17 protein-coding genes are annotated in these 22,649 nt (G+C 44.5%); 9 read left to right on the forward strand and 8 right to left on the reverse strand.

The annotated features are described in order from the left end of the window. Positions 1 to 33: 33 nt before the first annotated feature. Positions 34 to 927 carry a DUF6279 family lipoprotein gene (locus R8N49_RS17815; protein ID WP_318190036.1) on the forward strand — a complete coding sequence of 298 codons (894 nt, stop codon included), beginning with the start codon at positions 34 to 36 and terminating at the stop codon, positions 925 to 927. 170 nt (positions 928 to 1,097) lie between these two features. Continuing rightward, positions 1,098 to 2,327, forward strand: a complete 1,230-nt coding sequence (gene pepT / locus R8N49_RS17820; protein WP_017635192.1) for a peptidase T — start codon at positions 1,098 to 1,100, stop codon at positions 2,325 to 2,327. An 82-nt stretch (positions 2,328 to 2,409) separates the two neighbouring features. Here pepT and R8N49_RS17825 read toward each other — a convergent pair whose 3' ends face one another. Then, positions 2,410 to 2,874, reverse strand: coding sequence for a dCMP deaminase family protein (locus tag R8N49_RS17825; protein WP_005373515.1), 465 nt, complete (start codon positions 2,872 to 2,874; stop codon positions 2,410 to 2,412). A 419-nt stretch (positions 2,875 to 3,293) separates the two neighbouring features. On the opposite strand from R8N49_RS17825, the gene vmeY reads away from it, so the two are divergent. Both vmeY and vmeZ read left to right on the forward strand, forming a co-directional pair. Beyond that, positions 3,294 to 4,421 carry a multidrug efflux RND transporter periplasmic adaptor subunit VmeY gene (gene vmeY / locus R8N49_RS17830; RefSeq protein WP_017635193.1) on the forward strand — a complete coding sequence of 376 codons (1,128 nt, stop codon included), beginning with the start codon at positions 3,294 to 3,296 and terminating at the stop codon, positions 4,419 to 4,421. Positions 4,422 to 4,429: 8 nt separating this feature from the next. Beyond that, positions 4,430 to 7,582 carry a multidrug efflux RND transporter permease subunit VmeZ gene (gene vmeZ, locus R8N49_RS17835; RefSeq protein ID WP_017635194.1) on the forward strand — a complete coding sequence of 1,051 codons (3,153 nt, stop codon included), beginning with the start codon at positions 4,430 to 4,432 and terminating at the stop codon, positions 7,580 to 7,582. Positions 7,583 to 7,671: 89 nt separating this feature from the next. Here the strand turns inward: vmeZ and R8N49_RS17840 are convergent, their stop codons facing one another. Further along, complete coding sequence (locus R8N49_RS17840; RefSeq protein WP_053307241.1) at positions 7,672 to 9,441, reverse strand: methyl-accepting chemotaxis protein; 1,770 nt, start codon at positions 9,439 to 9,441, stop codon at positions 7,672 to 7,674. Between the two features lie 100 nt (positions 9,442 to 9,541). After that, a complete protein-coding gene (gene arfB / locus R8N49_RS17845; protein WP_017635196.1) occupies positions 9,542 to 9,955 on the reverse strand; it encodes an alternative ribosome rescue aminoacyl-tRNA hydrolase ArfB in 414 nt (137 codons plus the stop codon). A 76-nt stretch (positions 9,956 to 10,031) separates the two neighbouring features. Here arfB and R8N49_RS17850 point away from each other — a divergent pair, with 76 nt between their 5' ends. Next, a complete protein-coding gene (locus tag R8N49_RS17850) occupies positions 10,032 to 10,634 on the forward strand; it encodes a beta-phosphoglucomutase family hydrolase (RefSeq protein WP_318111099.1) in 603 nt (200 codons plus the stop codon). Positions 10,635 to 10,722: 88 nt separating this feature from the next. Here R8N49_RS17850 and R8N49_RS17855 read toward each other — a convergent pair whose 3' ends face one another. Then, the gene (locus R8N49_RS17855) at positions 10,723 to 11,715 is read right to left on the reverse strand and encodes an OmpA family protein (protein ID WP_017819897.1); all 993 of its coding nucleotides are present in this window, start codon (positions 11,713 to 11,715) and stop codon (positions 10,723 to 10,725) included. Between the two features lie 459 nt (positions 11,716 to 12,174). Here R8N49_RS17855 and aroG point away from each other — a divergent pair, with 459 nt between their 5' ends. The 3 genes from aroG (at position 12,175) to R8N49_RS17870 (ending at position 16,331) form a co-directional block, all read left to right on the forward strand. Beyond that, positions 12,175 to 13,227 (forward strand): 3-deoxy-7-phosphoheptulonate synthase AroG, encoded by a 1,053-nt coding sequence (aroG, locus tag R8N49_RS17860; RefSeq protein WP_017635200.1) that lies wholly within the window; start codon positions 12,175 to 12,177, stop codon positions 13,225 to 13,227. Positions 13,228 to 13,386: 159 nt separating this feature from the next. Then, positions 13,387 to 14,559 (forward strand): MFS transporter, encoded by a 1,173-nt coding sequence (locus R8N49_RS17865; protein WP_021035943.1) that lies wholly within the window; start codon positions 13,387 to 13,389, stop codon positions 14,557 to 14,559. 209 nt (positions 14,560 to 14,768) lie between these two features. Then, positions 14,769 to 16,331: a methyl-accepting chemotaxis protein gene (locus R8N49_RS17870; protein WP_158173413.1), complete on the forward strand. Its 1,563-nt coding sequence runs from the start codon at positions 14,769 to 14,771 to the stop codon at positions 16,329 to 16,331. A 141-nt stretch (positions 16,332 to 16,472) separates the two neighbouring features. Here R8N49_RS17870 and tkt read toward each other — a convergent pair whose 3' ends face one another. Together tkt and tal are read right to left on the reverse strand one after the other, a co-directional pair. Beyond that, positions 16,473 to 18,464 carry a transketolase gene (tkt, locus tag R8N49_RS17875; protein ID WP_258489108.1) on the reverse strand — a complete coding sequence of 664 codons (1,992 nt, stop codon included), beginning with the start codon at positions 18,462 to 18,464 and terminating at the stop codon, positions 16,473 to 16,475. Positions 18,465 to 18,589: 125 nt separating this feature from the next. Beyond that, entirely contained in the window at positions 18,590 to 19,540 is a 951-nt protein-coding gene (gene tal / locus R8N49_RS17880; RefSeq protein ID WP_005373488.1) for a transaldolase, read from the reverse strand. 466 nt (positions 19,541 to 20,006) lie between these two features. Between tal and R8N49_RS17885 the strand changes: the two genes are divergently transcribed. Then, on the forward strand, positions 20,007 to 21,008 hold the full coding sequence (locus R8N49_RS17885; RefSeq protein ID WP_005387670.1) for a sugar-binding transcriptional regulator: 1,002 nt from the start codon (positions 20,007 to 20,009) through the stop codon (positions 21,006 to 21,008). A 165-nt stretch (positions 21,009 to 21,173) separates the two neighbouring features. Here R8N49_RS17885 and R8N49_RS17890 read toward each other — a convergent pair whose 3' ends face one another. Both R8N49_RS17890 and R8N49_RS17895 read right to left on the reverse strand, forming a co-directional pair. Beyond that, positions 21,174 to 22,004: a sulfurtransferase gene (locus R8N49_RS17890; protein WP_054701847.1), complete on the reverse strand. Its 831-nt coding sequence runs from the start codon at positions 22,002 to 22,004 to the stop codon at positions 21,174 to 21,176. A 140-nt stretch (positions 22,005 to 22,144) separates the two neighbouring features. Next, the gene (locus tag R8N49_RS17895; protein WP_054701851.1) at positions 22,145 to 22,639 is read right to left on the reverse strand and encodes a hypothetical protein; all 495 of its coding nucleotides are present in this window, start codon (positions 22,637 to 22,639) and stop codon (positions 22,145 to 22,147) included. Positions 22,640 to 22,649 lie beyond the last annotated feature (10 nt).

Genomic DNA, 22,649 nt, shown 5'->3' on the forward strand with positions numbered 1-22,649 from the left:
GACTTGGGTATAGAATACCACTGGAGTATATTCATGCGCATCTGTAGAAAGTGTCGCACTTCAAACTTGATACTAAGGGATGTATCTAATAAGGCGCTTCGTTATGGCCTTCTATTTTGTTTCGTATTTCTGCTTGCCGGTTGTGCGAAAAAGTTTTTATACAGCAATATCGATTGGTTCGTGCTCGATTACTTAGAGGACTATGTCTCGTTGCAAGGGGAACAAGAAGTCCTAGTGGAAGAGCGTTTATTATTGTTGGCAGACTGGCACAAGAAAGAGGAGTTACCATTATATATCGAACATTTAAAAGACCTTGAGAGATTAAAAGCGAGCGATATCACCTTAAATTACTTACAACAAAATCGAGATAGAATGCGAGCGCATTATGATAGAGTGGTCAGCAAAGCAGCACCAGATCTTTTTGCGTTAAGTTTGCAATTAACGAAAGAGCAAGAACGCGAGTTTTTGAGTAATGTACAAGAACATTATCAAGAGCGAAACGCAAAATATGCCGATAGGACAGAAGACGAAGTGCGTGAAATTATTCTGGATAACACTGAAGAGTGGATGGAAGAATGGCTGGGGAATCTATCAGGAAATCAGCGTCAATTAGCTCAAACATTTTCTCAGCAAGTTATTTTAAACAGCCCTTTATGGAGAGATTATCGAGCCACGGTATATCAAGAGCTCGAATACTTGTTCGACAACAAATCTAATGTTGTGACTTATCAAGATATATTTATGCGACTCTTGTTCGAGCCAGAGAGTTATTATAGTGAGCAGCTTTCTCAGAATATAGACTCTAACTTTGCATTGGTTGATCAACTGACATTAGATGTTTCTCGTTCGATGACCGATAAGCAATGGCGTCATTTTCGTGAAAAGGTTAAAGAGTGGCGAGTACTGGCTGAGGAACTTTTAGATTAAATTCATGCTTCAATGAGCGGAAGCAAAGCGCAAAAGCCTTTCTTATCAAAAAATGATTCAAAGCAAATTCTTATTGAACTAAGAGCGTAACATAGCGTGAGGTTTGATGAGGCAACGTCAGCTTATCAATGCATGATAAAGCCTCATCGTACAAAACAATGAGAATAAATATGAAACATTTAGTTGAAAGATTTCTTCGATACGTCACGTTTGATACCCAATCCAATCCACATGTGACGCTTTGCCCAAGTTCACCTGGTCAGCTTGTGTTTGCTGAGTTACTTAAAAAAGAGATGATCGAACTTGGCTTAAGTGATGTGACTTTGGATAAAAATGGCTACTTGATGGCTAAACTGCCAGCCAATGTTGATTATGAGGTTCCTCCTATCGGCTTCATTGCCCATATAGATACCGCGCCGGATGCATCTGGCAAAAACGTAAAGCCGCAATTCATCGAAGATTACCAGGGTGGCGATATTGCATTAGGGTTGGGGGATGAAGTGTTATCTCCCGTGCAATACCCAGATTTACATCACCTACATGGCCACAATCTTATTACTACCGATGGCACTACATTACTTGGCGCGGATAACAAAGCTGGTATCGCAGAGATTCTTTCCGCGGTAGCTCTGCTACTGGAAAACCCAGACATTCCACATGGCGACATTTGTATCGGCTTTACTCCGGATGAAGAAATCGGTCGTGGTGCAGATTTGTTTGATGTTAAAAAATTTGGCGCGAAATGGGCATACACTATAGATGGTGGCCCGCAAGGTGAATTGGAATACGAAAACTTTAATGCAGCAAACGCTGATGTAATTTTTCATGGTGTTAGCGTTCATCCAGGTACTGCAAAAGGCAAAATGGTCAATGCGATGAACTTGGCTGCGAAATTTCAAGTTCAAATGCCCCAAGATCAAACTCCGGAAACAACCGAAGGTTACGAAGGGTTCTTCCATCTAAAATCGGCAGAAATGGGCGTTGCACGAAGCGAGCTAGGTTACATTATTAGAGACTTTGACCGTCAAAGACTTGAGGATCGAAAAGCCTTTATGCAGAAACTCGTCGATGAAATGAACACGGGTTTACGCCATGGTTCTGTAGAGCTAAAAATAAAAGACAGCTATTACAATATGAGAGAAATGGTTGAGCCTTACCCTCATATCATTGAGCTGGCAAAGCAAGCGATGGAAGCGTGTGATGTGGAACCGATTATAAAACCTATTCGTGGTGGTACAGATGGTGCTCGTTTATCTTTTATGGGTTTGCCGTGCCCGAATATCTTCACCGGTGGTTTTAACTTCCACGGAATTCATGAGTTTATTTCTGTTGAAATGATGGAAAAATCAGTACTCGTTATTGTCAAAATTGCTGAGCTCACAGCAAAAAAACACAGTTAAAAGACTACGTCGAGACCTCTTGCAGATTTAATAACAAAATAGCCCAGATCTCTCTGGGCTATTTAACTATTAAGATGGGATACTAGCGCACGTCTTTGTCTTCAATTTCAATGTCTTCTAGCGGTAACCAGTCGACTTTCACACCCGCTTGATCGAACATATCTTGACTGACTTGGATTTTATCTCCCCAGCGAGATAAAAAGTCTTCAGACTGCTCAGGGCAGTGTACGTGTGAGATCCCTGTTTGAATGATCTTTGCCGCGCAGTTAGGGCAAGGAAAATGCGTTACCCAAATATCACATCCGTCTAAGTCACGTTTTGAGAACAAAATTGCGTTCTCTTCCGCGTGCAGTGTTTTAAGGTATTTCAACTCGCGCTCATCGGTGTCGACACTGTCAGAAACACCATGCGGATAGCCATTAAATCCAACAGATACAATGCGATTCTGTTTAGTAATAACGGCACCGACTTGTGTTGATGGGTCCTTACTCCAAGACGCCACTAGTTCTGCCATCTGGTAAAAGCGTTTCGCCCATTTAGAAATCATAGTCATCCTCTCTGTCGAAGGCGTTGAATTAATTGAATGATAACCCATTTATATTAAAAAAATAGTCAAAATCGGGGTCTTGAGTATGAAGGCGTCACTTTTTACCTTTTTAGCCACAAAACGTTCTTATCTTGAGCACTGAATCTCACTTTACGCCCGAATACAATACTCCCGTTAGTGTTTCCAAGCACACGCTAAAATTCGCGATCTCCTAAGGCGTATATTAAATAGTTATGATTGAGTTGTATGTATATTGCTCATTGAATACCACTGTTAACTAAATTACTTTATTTTCCTTTTGTTTCTCATGTTTACATTTAGAAACACCTTGGGCGCTTTTCAGTGAAGTTTTCAGTGGCAGCAAGGAGTAAGGTTGATAGGAATTCAACAATATCCTGTTCTATAAAGACGGTAAATACATGCAAAAGAAACCACTTGTCGCACTAATGGCGGCTACAGCAATCCTCGCTGGATGCGGGGAAGCTAATAATGCCCAAACGAAAGGTCAAGCGCCTCTCGTAGTGACTCAGGATGTCACGGTTATCGACTACCAACCGAGCAAGTCTTATATCGGTCGCATTGAAGCAGTAGAAGATACCAATATTACCGCGCAGATTTCTGGCTACTTAAAAGCTCGTCACTTTGAAGAGGGGCAAATGGTAGAAAAAGGGCAGCTCCTTTACTCTATCGAGCCATCTTCTTTTGAAGCCCAAGTCGCGAGTGCTAAAGCCGCACTTGCACAAGCTAAAGCGGCGCTAAAAAAAGCCGAATTAGATCATACTCGAGGTAAAAACTTGTTGCCTCGCGGTAGTATCTCTCAATCTGAGTTTGATGCTTTAACTGCGGCACTTCTTGGTGCGAGAGCAGAGCTAGAAGCGGCAAATGCTCAACTTAAACTTGCTGAAGTTAACCTTTCCTATACTCAAATCCGAGCACCTTTTAGCGGACGTATTAGTGATACCAAAGTGAGTACGGGTGATCTGGTTTCTCCGTCATCTGGCGTGCTGACAACTCTGGTGAGTTTAGATCCAGTTCATACCTCATTTAGTGTGAGTGAGCGTGAGCGTTTAGCTATGGGTATGGATCAAGTAAAAGGTGATGGCTCGGCTGAATCAAACCGCGTTGAAGTTCAGCTTGAACTGGAAAATGGACAGTTTTTTGAGCATCTTGGTAAGCTTGATTTCTTAGGTAATCGTATTGACACCAAAACGGGTACGATTGCTATGCGCGCGCTAGTGCCAAACCCAGAGCAGAAGTTACTTCCGGGTCAACACATCAAAGTGAACTTGAGAGATAAGAACACGAAAGACGTTATTGTTATCCCACGACGTGCCGTACAGACTGACTTAGAAGGTGACTTTGTGATGGTGATGGCTGAGGGAAGTGTGGCAGAGCGTCGTAACGTCGAGCTTGGCCCTCAGGTTGAACAAGGCATTATCATTCGAGAAGGGCTCGATCAGGAAGATACGGTTATTACACAAGGCCTACAACGTGTGCGTAATGGTGTAGAAGTGCGCCTTCAAGCACCTGCTGAAGATAAGCAGTAGGGGGCACTATGTTAAGTCGTTTCTTTATTCAGAGACCTAAATTCGCGCTGGTTATTTCGATCATATTAACGCTAGCCGGCGCGATCTCACTGGCGATTTTGCCAGTGGCTGAGTATCCACAGATAAGCCCGCCATCAGTAAGCGTTTCGGCTTACTACACTGGCGCGAGTGCGGAAGTTGTCGAGCAGGCCATTGCGGACCCCATAGAGACCTCAGTCAACGGCGTTGAGGATATGATATACATGTCTTCAAAGAGCGCGAACGATGGCTCTTACAGCCTAAACGTCACGTTCGATGTTGGCACCGATCCAGATATGGCGCAAGTTAACGTGCAAAACCGCGTGTCACAGATTGAGTCAAAACTGCCTCAAGAAGTTCGCATGGTTGGTGTGACGGTGAAAAAGCGTTCACCTGACTTGCTGATGGTACTTAACTTCTATTCACCTGATGGCAAATACGATGATCAGTTCTTGATTAACTACATTAACTTGAATGTAAAAGATCAGTTGGCTCGTGCGAAAGGTATCAGTGAAGTTAACGTGATTGGTGGTGGCGAATACGCAATGCGTGTTTGGTTAGATCCTGAAAAAATGGCCAACCTTAAGCTAACCACGTCAGACGTATACGCCGCTTTGGCTGAACAGAACGTTCAAGTTGCGGCAGGGCGTGTAGGTGCAGCACCATACAACAATCCGCAAGAAGTTCAGTTTAACCTTGTGACCAAAGGTCGCTTGGAAAGCGTGAGTGAGTTTGAGAACGTAGTCCTTCGAGCTAATCCCAATGGCTCTACGGTTTATCTGAAAGATGTTGCTCGCGTTGAACTAGGCAAAAAGTTCTACGATGGTAACGGTAAGTTCCGTGGCCAGGACGCGTCAATCGTTGCGTTGTCTCTTCAATCGGATGCGAATGCGTTAGAAAGTGGTCAGGCCGTCATGGAGCTCCTTGAAGGCTTGAGCAAAAACTTCCCAGAGGGAATGGAATACGAGACCAGCTACGATACAACCGTGTTCGTATCTGAATCGATCAAAGGGGTAGTAAAAACACTGATTGAAGCGATTCTATTGGTGATTGCTGTAACTTACTTGTTCTTAGGTAGTGCGCGTGCAACGTTGATTCCTGTTGTCGCGATCCCCGTTTCTCTGATTGGTACGTTTGCCATCATGCAGGCAACGGGCTTCACCATTAATACGGTTACTTTGTTTGGCTTGATCCTTGCGATTGGTATCGTGGTGGACGATGCGATTCTGGTTATCGAAAACGTCGATACTACCATGGCGAAAGACCCAACCATCTCACCGCGTAAAGCGACGTTGCTAGCGATGAAAGAAGTAACGGGACCAATCATCACGTCGACCTTGGTTCTACTTGCGGTATTCATACCCGTCGCCATGCTGCCAGGTATCACCGGTATCATGTATCGCCAGTTCGCTTTGACCATCTGTATTTCGGTTGTGATTTCATCCATCAATGCATTGACACTGTCTCCAGCACTTTGTTCTCTGGTATTGAAGCAGGGTGGGGGCAATACCGCTAACTGGTTCCAGGCTTTCAACCGAGGCTTAGAGCGCATCACTACGCGTTATGGCCAGATCGCTGGTTTCTTGGTGAAGAAGTCTTTACTGCTCGTGACGTTCTTTATAGTTGCTATTGCAGCGGTCACTTTCTTTGCGAAAACCACCTCTACAGCGTTTGTTCCTCAAGAAGATAAAGGCATTTTGCTGGTTAACGTACAGCTACCAGATTCAGCCTCTTTATCACGTACTGAAGAAGTCACCAATGATTTAATGAAAATGATCGGTGAAGAGCCTGGTGTGGATGGTGTGACGGTTGCGAACGGTTACTCGTTTATGACAGGCGCAGCAGCATCAAACGGTGCTTCTGTATTTATCAAATTGCATGACTGGGATACTCGTAACTCGCTGCAAGGAGAGCACTCTGCTAATGCTATCGCGGCACGTATTAACGGGCGAGCGGCGACAGAGTTACCTCAAGCGGTTGTTTTTGCGATGGGACCACCGGCGGTTCCAGGTATGGGCGCTGCGTCTGGTTTTGAGTTTGTGCTTGAAGACACGCTAGGGCGAAGTCGTACCGACTTGTCGATGGTCATGGGAGAAATGATCCAAGCGGCTAACCAAGCGCCTGAAATTGCCTACACGTTTAGCACGTTCCGCGCGAATGTTCCGCACTACTACGTTGATATCGATCGTGAGAAAGCGCAGCAATTAGGTATTTCGCTGTCGTCTATTTTCCAAACCTTGCAAGGCAACTTAGGTTCGCTTTATGTGAATGACTTCACCATGTTTGGTAAGAACTTCCGCGTAACCATGCAAGCTGATAGCCAGCACCGTAGCAGCATGGAAGATCTAGAGCGTTTCCATGTTCGTTCTTCGAACGGTGATATGGTCCCGTTAAGTACGCTAGTGAGCTACGAGCAAGTGTTTGAGCCTGATGTGGCGTGGCGTTACAACATGTACCGCAGTGCTATCATTCAAGGCCAACCAGCTCCGGGTTACTCTAGTGGTGATGCGATTGCAGCAATGGAACGCGTTGCTGCTGAAGTTCTTCCGCAAGGGTACACGTATGAATGGACAGGTATGGCTTATCAGGAAGTGCTCGCGGGTAACCAAGCCATTTATGCGTTTGCGCTGGCTTTGATCTTCATTTACTTGTTTATGGTGGCTCAGTATGAGAGTTGGAGTATTCCACTGGCTATTATTTTGGTGGTCCCAGTAGCAACGTTAGGTTCCTTCCTTGCGTTGAATCTAACTGGCACGCCGCTTAACTTGTATGCCCAAATTGGTCTTGTCTTGCTCATAGCCTTGGCGGCGAAAAACGCAATTTTGATTGTGGAGTTCGCCAAGCAAGAGCGAGAAGAAAAAGATGCTGATATCGATAGTGCAGCGGTTAAAGGAGGCACTTTACGTTTCCGCGCTGTGAATATGACATCTTGGTCATTTATTCTGGGTATCTTCCCGCTTATCTTTGCCGCTGGCGCGGGGCACGTGAGTCAAAACTCACTCGGCGTGTCGCTGATTGGTGGTCTATTGTGTGTGCTTCTAGCAGGTACATTCTTGATCCCAGGCTTCTACGCTCTGGTGCAAAGACAGCGTGAGAAAGTTCATGGTGGCAACACCAAGCTGGTTCCTCTTGATGATGAATAATCACATCCGAAGTGCGCAGTAAGCACGAAGTGACAATTGAAAAAAGCCCGAAGCAATGATTGCCTCGGGCTTTCTATTTTGAAAAAGGGTTATTTTAGCGCAGTTTTGAATTGTGCAACGGCTTCATCCATATCATGAGCTTGAGCAGAGACAGAGTTCACTTCATGCAAGCATTCCTGAGCGGATTGCATGTTATTCTCAGATATTGCGTTTAGCTCGGTGATTGAACCGCTAACTTGGTTCATAACGATACCTTGTTCTTCAATTGCTGAAGCTATGCGCTCCGAATTACCTTGAATTGAATGCATGTCAGTGATGATCTGCTGTAGGCTAGAATCCAGTTTTTCAGAAGCATTAAGTGTTTGTTGCCCTTGATCGTTACATTGATCAATATCAGCAACAACTGTAGACATTTGAGTTTGAATGTCTGCAACGACCCGCGTGATTTCCTCTGTGGATTGATGAGTTCGGCTAGCTAGGGCGCGTACTTCATCGGCGACAACTGCAAACCCGCGGCCTTGTTCGCCTGCTCGCGCGGCTTCAATTGCTGCGTTGAGAGCTAGTAGGTTGGTTTGCTCTGCAATTTCTTGGATGATGTTCACGGCACCACCAATTTTATCTACATGCTGATTCAGCGAGCCAATCGACTGCTGGCTGTTTGATAAAATCGTGGTTAGTTGACCGATGTTGGTTACCGTCGCCTCAACAACTCCTCGACCTTGTTCGGCATTATTCGCTGCCTGATGTACGCCTTCTACCGCAACTGATGTGCTTTCAGAGATTTCACCTATTGTGGCAACCATTTGCTGAACTGCCGTCGCCATTGATGCTGTGTGGTCAGTTTGCGTGTGGAATTGCTCCATAACGCCTTCTAACTCACGATGCATATTATCGGTACTTGCAGTGAGTTGCGCCGATTTTTCTTGGGTACTACTAATTAGATGCTCAAGCTTATCCAATAGGTCATTGAGGTGATGACTGATATCAAATAACTCGTCTTGACCTTTCAAATCAGATCGAAGTCCCATGTTGTTCGTTTCGCTGATACTTCGAATGGTGCCAAGTAAGCTATTCACTCGCGTATTGATTGAACGTGAAATTTGCCAAATCAATGCGAAAATAACGACTAAGATCAGAGCTGTAATGACCTGCTTGATGGTCGACATTTGTTCATCACGTTGTGCGGCAGCAGAGCTAAGGGCTGTGGAAAAGGTTTCAAATTGCTCTTCTACGGCATGGGATAATGCGCGAGTTTCACCGAGTAGGCCTTTGTCATAAGCAACCCCAACAACTTGCTTTTGGGCCGCCAATTGCTTACCTGTTTTGATAAGCTCCGGAGCATATTGCCCCTCAAGCAAGTCACTATTGAATAGTCCTGCTTTTACTGCAGAGTCAAAACGGACTAATGCCAATAACTGCTGGTGGTCTGAACGTTGTTTTGCTTCTAATAGTGCTTGTTCGTAACCAGCGAGAAGCCCACTCTTTGAATCAAGCCCGTATCGTTGGTAAGCGCTGACCAGATTCTGAAAGCCCCTTTGGTATGCGAGCAAGTCTTGCTTAAATTGTTGACTGGAAGGTAATTCATTACTCTTGAGTATGTTCGCAAGCTCTTTTTCTGTGTCTATAAACTTGTCAACATTGGCGTCAAACTTATTTAGATATTTGTCACTACTACGTAGTAGGAAATCTTTTTCATTTCTGCGTAAGTTGAGTAAGCGTATTTCTAGATCACCAACGAGTTTGATGGCGTGATTAAGATCATTGCTCTTATTTTCAAAATGGGATGACGTACCCAAAAGGGCCACGATGCCTAAAATGGCGATAACTCCGAGGAAGTAGAGTTTTTGCCTAATAGTCATATTGTTGTTTCCTGAATAAGTAACTAAAAAGAGAAATCCAATGAGATTTCCAAGGGCTAGCAAACGTTGTTCAACTAACATGTCGAGAAAACGACATGCACTAATACAGCACTTTTTTACGTTGCTGTTTTTTCGCTCCGTGCTTGTTTTTTGTATCAAGTCGTCGGCGTTGAGAAGCGCGGGTTGGTTTCGTTTTAATACGCTTCTTCTCCTGTAAAGCGGCAGCTTTTATCAATGCTTGAAGCCGATTTAGGGCGTCTTCCTTATTTTGTTCTTGTGTCCGAAATTGTTGCGCTTTGATGATGATCACGCCATCTTTACTTATACGACTATCAGAAAGTGCAAGTAATCGCTCTTTGTAAAAGTCAGGTAAGCTTGAATGCCGGATATCAAAGCGCAGGTGTATAGCGGACGCCACCTTGTTAACGTTCTGGCCACCATTTCCTTGAGCTCTAATTGGGGATAATTGAATTTCCCACTCTTGAATTGTGACGGAGTTCGAAATTTTGAGCATGATAAGTAAATGCCGGTAAGGACGATTGAAAGAGCTGATAAATTAACATTACAGATGCACAAATAGAAGAAAAGACATGAGCACGATTGATTTTAGACCCTATGAGGGATTCATATTTGATATGGATGGTACTCTAATCGATACCATGCCAGCCCACTTGGCAGCTTGGCAAGCAACTGCTGAGCGTTTTGATTTTCCGTTTTGCCAGGAATGGTTTCACAGTTTGGGAGGGATGCCGAGCTTTAAAATTGTTGAGGAACTAAATCGTGTGCATGAGCTTTCGTTAGATCCTAAAACTGTCGCGACATTTAAAATGGAAACATTCGCTGCTATGGAGCTTCATGGTGACGTTATTCCTTGCACGAGCATAGTGTTAGAGGAATATTTAGGCCATAAGAAAATTGCAGTCGGGACTGGCAGCCAACGAGAAAGTGCCATGCGCTTATTAAGTCATGCAGGTTTATTAGACAAGTTAGATGTTGTAGTAACCGCGAGTGATGTAGAGAACCATAAACCCTTTCCAGATACCTTTTTGGTGGCCGCGGAACAACTCGACTTGGAGGCGTCACAGTGTCTTGTGTTCGAGGATACTGAGTTGGGGAAGCGAGCGGCGCATGCAGCTGGTATGGATTGCGTTATGGTGCAAGATAATGAGTTGATCTTTTTCCCAAAACCATAGTGGCAATATCCCTTAATATGAGATCAAAATGGGGTGCAAATGCACCCCATTAATTTTTACCACATCATCGATCATGAATCATAGATGCTTATTCTGGTTGAACTAGCTCTTGGTATTCAAATGAAGGTACCACAACTTCTACGCGACGGTTTTTCTCACGACCTTCGCGAGTGCTGTTGTCAGCAACTGGGTTTTCTTCACCCATACCTTTAACTGTCAAACGATCTGAACCAATGCCAGCTGCGGTTAGGTAATCAGCAACAGATTGAGCACGACGCTCAGACAGTTTTTGGTTGTATGCCGCAGGGCCTGAGCTATCCGTGTAACCAGTAATCTCTACTTGAGCTTGAGGATATTCGTTCAAGAATGAAACAAAGTTGTCCAGACGTTCAGAAACGGACTCTGTTAACTTAGCACTATCGAATTCAAACGTACCTGTACCGTACTCTTCTTTGTGCACCTTGCTCATCATCACTGGTTCTGGATCTGGCTCGATCACTTCTTCCGTTACAACTGCTGCAACAACTGGAGCTGCTGCGAATTTGTAGTTAACACCGATACCAAAGAAGTTAGCATCCATGTCGTCCCACACGTCGTCAGACATGTCTTGGTAACGTTGGTATTCAGCGCGAACACTCCAGTTTCTATCGATCGAGTATTCAGCACCCAAAGAACCTGTTGGGACAAAGTCTGTTTCGTCATCAGACATCATGTAAGCACCACCGATCTTAGCAAACAGATTCCAAGAGTCGTTTAAGTGCCAGTTGAATTTAGGTGCAAGTGTTAAAGCCGTTAGATTGCCGTCAATCGTATTAACCGTGTTAGCCCCTGACATCGAGTTAGCTTTGTAGTCGCCTAAGAAGTCTACGCCGTACTCTAGCCCGATGATATCGGTAAAGTCATAACCGATATGTAGTCCTGCACCAAACGCTTCATCATCACAAGGGCTATTTAGATAGCAAGCGTCGTCAAGTGTAGTCATGCCCACTTTGCCCCCGATGTACATTTCAGCTTGAGCAGAGTTTAAAAGCGCGCTACTACCAGCTACCACTGCTGCTACTGCAATTGCTACTTTGTTCATAATGTTTCCTTGTATTGATTGCATATTAACTTCTACTTCGTTTTATCAAAAAATTAGAAAAAACCAGCGTTTATAAGAAATTAGTTTAATATTCTAATCATTTCATATCAAGCAACAATATATTTGAACTTGATCAACATTTACTACCCAAAAATACCTCACAAACTTCTGATATTTCTTACATTGTAGTAAAGATTTTTTGGTGCATAAGAAAATTGATGATTATTTTGAACTTTTTTTCGTAAACTTTACTTTACATTGTGCGCAGTAGTTAACAGGTGTCTTTTATTTGCATTTATTTGCAAAAACTGATTGCAAGTCTACGCCTAAGCCGATAAGTTACTTAAACGCTAGACAGAAAATGACCACAGCCCTTGATGCTGCTCGCTTTGTGAACAATGTTGCAATGAGTTCAGTTGGTAAAAATGGGGTCGGAAATAAAACCAGGAAGTAGAAGTAATGTTTCAAACTGATGATGTAAGAATAAATAGAGTAAAAGAGTTATTGCCACCTGTTGCAGTATTAGAGAAGTTCCCAGCGACTGAAACCGCTTCTTCGACCACTTTTGATTGCCGTAACGCCATTCACAATATTCTTGAAGGAAAAGACGATCGATTACTCGTGATCGTTGGCCCGTGTTCTATTCACGATCCGGCTGCCGCGGTTGAGTACGGTAAAAAGCTAAAAGTATTACGTGATGAACTGGGCGAGCAGCTTGAGGTTGTTATGCGAGTTTATTTTGAAAAGCCGCGTACGACCGTTGGTTGGAAAGGCCTTATCAATGACCCTTACTTAAATGACACCTATAAGCTAAATGATGGTCTACGTATCGGACGTAAACTTCTTCTTGATCTAACCGATATGGGCTTGCCAACGGCAAGTGAATTCTTAGATATGATCACACCTCAGTACGTGGCGGATTTGATCAGTTGGGGCGCTATCGGTGCTCGTACGACAGAATCTCAGGTTCACCGCGAGCTAGCTTCTGGTCTTTCTTGTCCTGTAGGTTTCAAAAACGGTACAGACGGGAATATTAAAATAGCGAGCGACGCGATTCGTTCTGCAAGCGCTTCCCATCACTTCCTTTCAGTAACAAAATACGGTCATTCCGCGATCGTAGAAACCGCTGGTAATCCAGACTGCCATATTATTCTACGTGGCGGTAAAGAACCAAACTACAGTGCAGCACATGTAGCTCAAATTAAAGATGAGCTGGACACCGCAGGTCTGCCGAAAAAAGTGATGATTGATTTTAGCCATGCTAACAGCTCGAAGCAGTTCAAGCGTCAAATGCTGGTGTCTGATGATGTATCCGAACAAATCTCTGCTGGCGAAGAAGCCATTTTTGGTGTGATGATCGAGTCTCATTTAGTTGAAGGTCGCCAAGACTTAGTGGATGGCAAAGCAGCCACTTATGGTCAGTCGATTACTGATGCATGTATTGGTTGGGAAGATACGGAAACGGTACTTCGTCAGCTTTCTGATGCAGTAAAAGCGCGCCGCAACAAGTAAGCTCAACAGAAAAACTTTTTAAAAGCGAAAAGTGAATAGTGAAGAGCCAGAGGTACTATGCCTCTGGCTCTTTTTGTTGAGAATTACTCTCATATCTTTCTATTGTTTCTGCTTTCCTATATGTTATCTGTATACGTTGTAACCAAAAGGAATTTGGAATTGAATCGTAATGTATGGCTTCTATCCCTCTGCCAAGCCTTATTAATGACAGGGAATATTTTACTCATATCTGTTATTGCCCTTATTGGCAAAACACTTGCGCCGTCATCAAGTTTTATCACATTACCAGTTGCACTGCAGTTTTTGGGACTGATGGCCGCGACAATTCCTGCGTCGCTAATTATGGGCAAGTTAGGGCGTCGCCTTGGTTTTAGCCTTGGTAATGTCATTGGCATTTTGGGTGCTAGTCTAGCGACGTATGCATTAAGTCAACAAAACTTCTATCTGTTCTGCATGTCTACGTTTTTGCTTGGTGTTGGTATAGGTTTCGGTACTCTATACAGGTTTGCTGCCATTGAAGTGTGTGAAGAGTCGGCAAGGCATAGGGCGATTTCGATATCTATGGCGGGTGGGGTGTTAGCGGCGATCCTTGGGCCTAATCTGGCCGTGTACTCGCAGCAGTGGTCAGATGATGGCTTATACATTAGTGCATTTGCTGTGCTTGTCGTGCTTTATATAACCGCGTTGGTTGTGCTACAAACCATTCGTTTTCCACCTGCACACACGCAGGCGCTACACGCTAAGGCGGATAAGCTGAGACTGATTATTCGTCGACCTAATTTCATGCTGGCCGTTATCGCGGCAATGGTTGCGTACGCGGTGATGAACATTTTAATGACAGCAACTCCTTTAGCGATGATTGGTTGTGGCTTTGATTTTGATAAAGCGGCGGGAGTGATCGAATGGCACGTGTTGGGTATGTTTGCACCTGCGTTTGTCACGGGCCGTCTGATAGAGCGGTTTGGCGCTAAGAATATGATTTTGGCGGGTGGGTTGCTATTTGTTGCTTGTATTGGAATTAATATACATGGAGTGTCTATATGGCATTTTAGTCTTGCTTTAATCCTGTTAGGAATAGGGTGGAACTTTATGTTTATCGCAGCAACCGGGCTGTTTAGTCAAAGCTATGAAGCGAAAAACAGAAGCAAGGCTCAAGCGTTTAATGAATTCTTCGTGTTCAGTTGTGTCACCATCACCGCATTACTATCTGGTTGGCTTGAGTCTACCGTAGGTTGGCAGAATCTTAATCTGTATGTTCTTCCATTTGTGTTACTCGTTATCGCGATGTTTGCGTTAAAAACGAATAAAAAGCCAGAATCACAAACCGCTTAATTAAGTCTTAATATATAACCCGGCCTATCGTGTCGGGTTTGTTTATTAGCTCAAATCAACAATCTCCTCTTTATGTTTTTATCGATAATGTGAATTCCCACAATAAAAATGTCGATTTGATAAGACTTTTTATCTAACTTTTTGTAATAAAAATAAAAATCCTGTATATATCTTGCCGAAAATCAATAAAAACTAAAGAAGTTTCGTCTATGTCAGCCAATATTTCTCATAAAGCTCAAGAAACTCTCGTGAGGGAGTCTGAGGAACTCGTCTCAACAACGAACTTACAAGGTGTTATTACATATTGTAATGAAGCCTTTTGCCGCGTTGCTGAATACACTCACGAAGAACTTGTCGGTCAGAACCATAATATAGTTCGTCATAAAGATATGCCTAAAGCCGCTTTCGGTGATATGTGGGCACGCCTTAAACAAGGTAAAGCCTGGCGTGGAATGGTTAAGAATGCCACTAAGTCTGGCGGTTACTATTGGGTTGATGCTTATGTCACCCCTATCTACGAAGACAACCATGTTGTTGGGTATCAATCAGTGCGCGTGAAACCAAAGCGAGAGTGGGTTGATATTGCGACAAAAGCCTACAAAAGCATGCGTGCTGCAGAGAAGTCTGGCCGAACTTGGTCGTTGAAAATCAATGAAACCATTCGCTATGCGATTCTACTTGGTGCACTAACCGCACCTGCAACCGCATATGCGTTGTCTGTTGAAGGGCCGTTGGCTTGGCTTGCAAGTGCGTTACCTGCAAGTGTTCTAGCTCTGTTATTCCGCCAAGAGTTAATTGATACACCTCAGCAACTTAAAAAGTTACAAAAGCAATATGACAGCGTAAGTCGCTTGATCTATTCTGGTAACACGGCATTTTCGATTGCCGATTTCCATATCAAAATGCTATCCGCAAGAATTCGAACCGTGTTAGGAAGAATGACTGACTCCGCATTGCCTTTGCAGCATTGCGCCGAAGAGCTTAGTCAAACAACGGCAGAAGTCTCGGCTGCATTAAATCAGCAAAATACCGATATTCATCGTGTGCGAGATGCTACCCAAGAGGTGGAGTTGTCGGCAAATTCGGTTTCTTCGAGTACCAATGATGCCCATATGTTGATTGATGATACATTGAAGTCATGCTTGATGGCGAAGGAGACCATCGATCAAACGCACACCAATCTAGCGCAATTAAGCCTTCAAGCTGAAAAAGCGACGGAAACGACGTATCAACTGAGTGATCAGGCGCAGAAGGTGAACCATTTGATGGAAGAGATTGGTGGGATCGCAGAGCAAACCAATTTACTGGCACTTAACGCGGCGATTGAAGCAGCAAGGGCAGGGGAGCAAGGTCGTGGTTTTGCTGTTGTAGCTGATGAGGTCCGCGCGCTTTCTGGGCGTACATCCAATGCAACTGAACAAATCCAAGCTTCTATCTCCACTATGTTGGCAACGATTCAAAGTTGGCAGAAAGATATTCTGGCAAACAAAGAGCAAACCGATGCCTGTTCTCAAGTAGCAGAACAAAGTGCGTTGCGTTTGTCTGAAGTTGAACAGATGATGCAAACCATGAGTGGGCTGATGGTTGATGTAGCAGAAGCGGCGAATAACCAGTTAAAGCTATCTAGTGATGTAAACCAGCACATTCATTCTATCGCTTCGACCGCAGAACAAAACTTGGCAGCAACACATTCAGTTGAACAAAACAGCCGACAGTTGAAAGACCAAGTACAAGATTTCTATCAGCTCGCACTTCGATTTGAAGACAAATAGTCGTAACGAAAGTTGTGATGTTTATGTCCTGGCTGCGTTTATACGAATAGGAGCCAGATAAAAGAAAGCCCCGCCATTGCTGGTGGGGCTTTTCAGTTTTCACATTCGCAATAGAGAAAACTGACTATCTTTTTACTGCAATTACGCGAGTAGCTCTTTTGCTGTGTTCACTACGTTTTCAGTCGTGAAGCCAAACATTTTGAATAGTTCGCCAGCTGGTGCAGATTCACCGAATGAAGTCATACCGATGATGCGACCGTCGAAGCCTACGTACTTGTACCAGAAGTCAGCAATACCTGCTTCAATTGCGATACGTGCTGTTACGTCTGATGGCAGTACAGCTTCACGGTAAGCGGCGTCTTGTTTGTCGAATGCGTCTGTTGATGGCATTGAAACAACGCGTACTTTCTTACCTTCAGCAGTTAGCTGTGCTGCTGCTTCTACTGCTAGTTCAACTTCAGAACCTGTTGCGATAAGGATTAGCTCTGGCTTGCCTTCGCAATCTTTCAGAATGTAAGCACCTTTCGCGATGTCTGCTACTTGTTCTGCTGTGCGCTCTTGTTGCGCAAGGTTTTGACGAGAGAAGATAAGTGCTGTCGGTGCATCTTTACGTTCAATCGCTAGTTTCCAAGCTACAGCGGACTCAACTTGGTCACATGGACGCCATGTGCTCATGTTTGGTGTTAGGCGTAGCGATGCCATTTGCTCAACTGGTTGGTGAGTTGGACCATCTTCGCCAAGACCGATAGAGTCATGCGTGTACACTTGGATGTTCTGAATTTTCATCAGCGCAGCCATACGCATTGCGTTACGTGCGTACTCCATGAACATTAGGAATGTTGCGCCGTAAGGAACGAAACCACCGTGTAGCGCGATACCGTTCATGATCGCTGTCATACCGAATTCACGTACGCCGTAGTGGATGTAGTTACCAGAGAAGTCGCTTGCTTCTAGAGACTTAGAACCAGACCACATGGTTAGGTTAGAAGGTGCTAGGTCAGCAGAGCCACCCATGAACTCTGGTAGTAGAGCACCAAATGCTTCTAGAGCATTTTGAGACGCTTTACGTGATGCGATGTTTGCTGGGTTAGCTTGAAGATCAGCAATGATTTGGCTTGCTTTTTCTTCCCACTGTGCAGGAAGCTCACCGTTTACGCGGCGTTTAAATTCAGCTGCCAGCTCAGGGTACGCTGCTTCATAAGCTGCAAATTTCTCGTTCCACGCTGCTTCCTTAGCTGCGCCTGTTTCTTTCGCTGACCATTCTGCGTAGACTTCTTGCGGAATTTCAAAAGGACCGTGCTCCCAACCTAGTTCTTTGCGTGTTGCTGCAATTTCTTCAGCGCCTAGTGGTGCACCGTGACAGTCGTGTGAACCAGATTTGTTTGGTGAACCAAAACCGATGATAGTCTTAGTACAGATTAGAGTAGGGCGAGGATCCGCTTTTGCAGCTTCAATCGCTGCGTTGATTGCTTCAGAATCATGGCCATCTACTGCTGGGATTACGTGCCAACCGTAAGCTTCGAAACGCTTAGGTGTGTCGTCAGAGAACCAACCTTCAACGTGACCGTCGATAGAGATGCCGTTGTCATCCCAGAATGCGATCAGCTTGCCTAGACCAAGAGTACCTGCAAGAGAGCATGCCTCGTGCGAAATACCTTCCATCAGACAGCCGTCGCCCATGAACACGTAAGTGAAGTGGTCAACGATGTCGTGGCCTTCTTTGTTGAATTGCGCTGCTAGCGCTTTTTCAGCTAGAGCCATACCAACCGCGTTAGTGATGCCTTGACCTAGCGGACCCGTTGTGGTCTCGATACCTGGCGCGTAACCATACTCTGGGTGACCAGGAGTTTTAGAGTGAAGCTGACGGAAGTTTCTCAGATCGTCGATAGACAACTCGTAACCTGCAAGGTGCAGTAGAGAGTAAATCAGCATTGAGCCGTGGCCGTTAGACAGTACGAAACGGTCGCGGTCTGCCCACTCAGGGTTTGATGGGTTGTGGTTTAGATGAGAGCGCCAAAGAACTTCAGCGATGTCAGCCATACCCATAGGTGCACCTGGGTGACCAGAGTTAGCTTGTTGAACACCATCCATGCTTAGCGCACGGATTGCATTTGCTAGATGTTTACGATCCATAGTGATTACTTCTCGATATTTGATTTAAATAGAGGGAACTCGCCGAAACAAGTTCAAATAGAATTTTTTGAAAATAGTGCTGATGGTAAAAGCGAGTAGACGGGCTACTCGCTTTTGGTAAGCAATTAAAGCTTAGCTTCGATCATCGCTTCTAGTTTGCCTTGGTCAACGGCGAAGTTGCGGATACCTTCAGCCAGCTTCTCAACAGCCATTGGGTCTTGGTTATGTTCCCATAGGAATTCAGCGTGAGTCATTGGTGCTGGACGCTCAGCTGCGCCTTTAGAATCAACTAGTTTCTCAACTACTTCACCTTCAGCTGCTTCTAGTTCTGCAAGTAGAGCAGGAGCGATAGTTAGACGGTCACAACCAGCTAGTTCTAAGATCTCACCGATATTACGGAAGCTTGCGCCCATAACTACAGTTTTGTAGCCGTATTCTTTGTAGTAGTTGTAGATCTTAGTTACAGATAGTACGCCTGGATCTTCTTGAGCTTCGAAGTCACGGCCTTCTTTCGCTTTGTACCAGTCCATGATACGACCAACGAATGGCGAGATTAGGAATACACCCGCTTCTGCACAAGCACGTGCTTGAGCGAACGAGAATAGAAGCGTTAGGTTACAGTTGATGCCTTCTTTTTCTAGGATCTCAGCTGCGCGAATGCCTTCCCAAGTTGAAGCCAGTTTGATAAGGATACGGTCGTTAGTGATGCCAGCATCGTTGTACATTTTCACTAGTTGACGAGCTTTCGCTACGCTGCCTTCCATATCGTAAGATAGACGAGCGTCTACTTCTGTAGAGATACGACCTGGGATAGTTTTTAGGATTTCTTTACCGATGTTTACTGCAAGCATGTCACAAGTATCTTGAACTTGTTGAGCTTTGTCGTTGCTCTGTGCTTTAGCGTATTCGATTGAAGCATCGATTAGAGGTGCGTACTCTGCGATTTGAGCGGCTTTAAGGATAAGAGAAGGGTTAGTTGTTGCGTCTTCTGGCTGATACTTTTTAATTGCATCAATCTCGCCAGTGTCTGCTACTACAGTCGTTAGTTTACGAAGTTGCTCTAACTTGTTGCTCATAATCGATCATCCTATTTAAATGGGCTTAAGCGTGATTTTTGTTATCACAGCTTGTGCATTTGCAAGCGAGTTAGCTAACCGTCTCATCGCATTTAATGAGACATCTGCTCAGCCAACTACGGAAAATTTCGTTACCGAACAAATGCTATGAACATTTGATCGATAGCTGAGTAAATGATGTGTCCATATTTATCCTATCTATGCTGAAAGTCAATCGCTGAAATGGACTTATAGTGAACTTCATCAACGTTTTTTTACTGTGTGTTTAGTGGTTAACCCAAATAAACGTTTGCCCTTATTGTTCAAAGCTTGAGCGTTGTCCAAGAGGGTAAAAAATTGTAGTGAGAAAATGTTATTGCGATGAGCAAATGTAGCGTTTAAATTGATAAAGAACATATGCTAAGTCAATGAGCATATGTTCACTTATTGCATACAATATCGATCCTCTTAAAGGGCGAGAGAAACCATGAGCAGTTCTAATCAAGATATTTCCATTGAAAACACGGATTTGTTGACAGAGATTTCCGTCGCGTATTATCAAGACGGTGCGACTCAGGAAGAGATATCGAGAAAATTTGCCATATCACGCGCAAAGGTCGGGCGAATGCTCAAGCAGGCGCGTGATGAAGGCATTGTTGAAATTACCGTTAAATACCATCCGGTGTTCAGCGCCAAGATTGAACAACGTTTGATCGAGCGATTCGGCGTTAAGCGCGCGCTTGTTGCTCTTGATCAACCGAATGAAGAAGCGCAACGACTACAGGTATCGGGATTGGTGTCCAATTATCTCACTAGCACGCTCAAAAACGGCATGGTGGTGACGGTCGGACAAGGGCGCAACGTGTCGTCTGTCGCTCACCATATTGGTGTTATTACGCCGCGTGACTGTAAATTTGTGTGTGGTATTGGTGGTATTCACCCGCGTGGCGGTATGTATAACGCCGACCATATTTGTCGTCAGTTGGCGAAGAAATATGGGGGGACCTCTGAAACCCTTTATGCGCCGGCATACGCAGAAAATAGAGAACAGAAGTTGGCCTTCATGCAAAATGCAACCGTGAAACAAACGCTCGACCTAGCACGTAAAGCCGATGTTGCTTTGGTTGGTATTGGTGACATGAGCGAAAACAGTTACATGGTCGACTTAGGTTGGTTTACGCCTGATGAAGTGGTTCAGTCGAGACTTCAACAAGGTGTGGTAGGGGATTTTGCAGGTTATGACTTCTTTGATATTCACGGTAATGTAGCGAACACGGTAATGAGTGACCGAGTAATTGGACTTGGTATTGAAGAGTTTCGGCCGATCTCGGAAGTTATTGCGATCGCAGCTGAGAACAGCAAGCCACTCGCTCTACTCGGAGCATTAAGAACTGGAGCGATAGACGTGATCGCCACGAGCGTTAGCAACGCATTAACCGTGCTCAACTTAGATGAGCAAATGCACGGTAACGCGACATCTGAACGCTAACGGAAATAGTCGGCTTTTGATGTAGTCAGGCTATGAGGAGGGACAAATCACTCATAGCCAGTTTCTATTTCGAAATGACAAGTTTGGTTTAGAAGCTGCGTTTAGTTTATTGGAACACATCATCTTTAGATAAACGTAAGATACTTTGTTAAACAGACACTTGTCTTAACACTCGATAGGTAGAGAGTGGTCTGCACCCCATTCGGTCCAAGAACCGTCGTACACCGACAGGTTGTCCAGACCAATTTGATACGCCGCGAGTAATAAAATGCATGCGGTTACACCGGAACCGCAACTAAAAATAATCGAATTGTCACTATCTATCGTTAGTGCGCTAAATATCTGTTGCAACTCTGAATTTGGTTTAATGTGACCGTTGGTCAAGAGTTCTTGAAACGGTAAGCAAACCGAATTTGGAATGTGCCCACTACGTAGACCTTCTCGTGGCTCAGGCACTTCACCAAGGAAGCGAGCTTTGGCTCTGGCATCGATGATATTGGCACTTTTATTGGTTGAATGAGCAAGAACATCTTGTGCACTCAAAAAGGCATTTTGGTTGAGCTTGCCCGCAAAGTTGCCTTCTTCGCTTGGTTGCGATAGGGCACTTTCGACAGGAAATCCGGCTTCAATCCAAGCAGGAAGACCGCCGTTTAAGACTCGAACATTATCATGTCCCATAGCTTTGAACATCCACCAAGCTCTTGGCGCGGCTAAAGTGCCAGAGTTGTCGTAAACCACAATCAAATCTTCGTTGTTCAAACCGAGTTGTTTCGCATTTTGGTTGAAGCCTTCTTCTGTTGGCATCATATGCGGCAGAGAAGAACCGGGTAAGCAAAAGTCATTGTCGTAATCAAAGCGTAAAGTATTTGGAATCCACTTATCTTGAATCTTTTTGCCTTCAGAAGGGATTTGAAACGCAATACTAGCGTCGAGGAGCTTGACGTTAGGTTGGCCGAGAAGGCTATTGAGTTCATCAGTACTAATCAGTGCTTGCATTGTCTTTAGTTTGCTAGGTGGATAATCTTACTGTTTTACAACAAAAAAATCGCATGTTCAAAAGAACGATGCGATTTTTAAGCTTGAGATTGAAGATTTATGATGAAAGGTCGCTTTCGCTATGCCTTCAATCTATCTAGTTACATGGTCCAAGTGTTGTCTCCAGAAGTAATCACTTTCTGAATTGGGTCACTGCCGTCATAGAACCAAATTTCAACAAGTAGGCTACCTTGGCTATCAGAAACATTAAAGTCGACGTTTGCTGTACCGTTGTTGAGTGGAACCGATGCGACTTTGCTTGGATATTTTGCATCGTAGTTACCTGAACTGTTCTCGACAAACTCTTTGTACACGCTTAGGTGTGCACGTTGTGAAGAGAAACCACTGATGTCTACATTGAGCGTACCCTCCGTCACTGGGTTGTAGCTAAAGCCATCCGGTACTACTAGGTCCTGCATGGTTGCATTTTCTACAGTTACGGTAGTCTCTTCTACGGTTATTTCTTCCTGCTGGGTTGTGTCTTCCTCTGCAACGGTGGTTTGGGTTGGTGAAGGTGGTGTACTGTTACCACCTCCGCCGCCACCGCCACAAGCTGTTAGTGCTAATCCCATGATGATTGTGATAAGTGCTTTCATAATGTTATCT

Source organism: Vibrio sp. 1978, assembly GCF_033344345.1.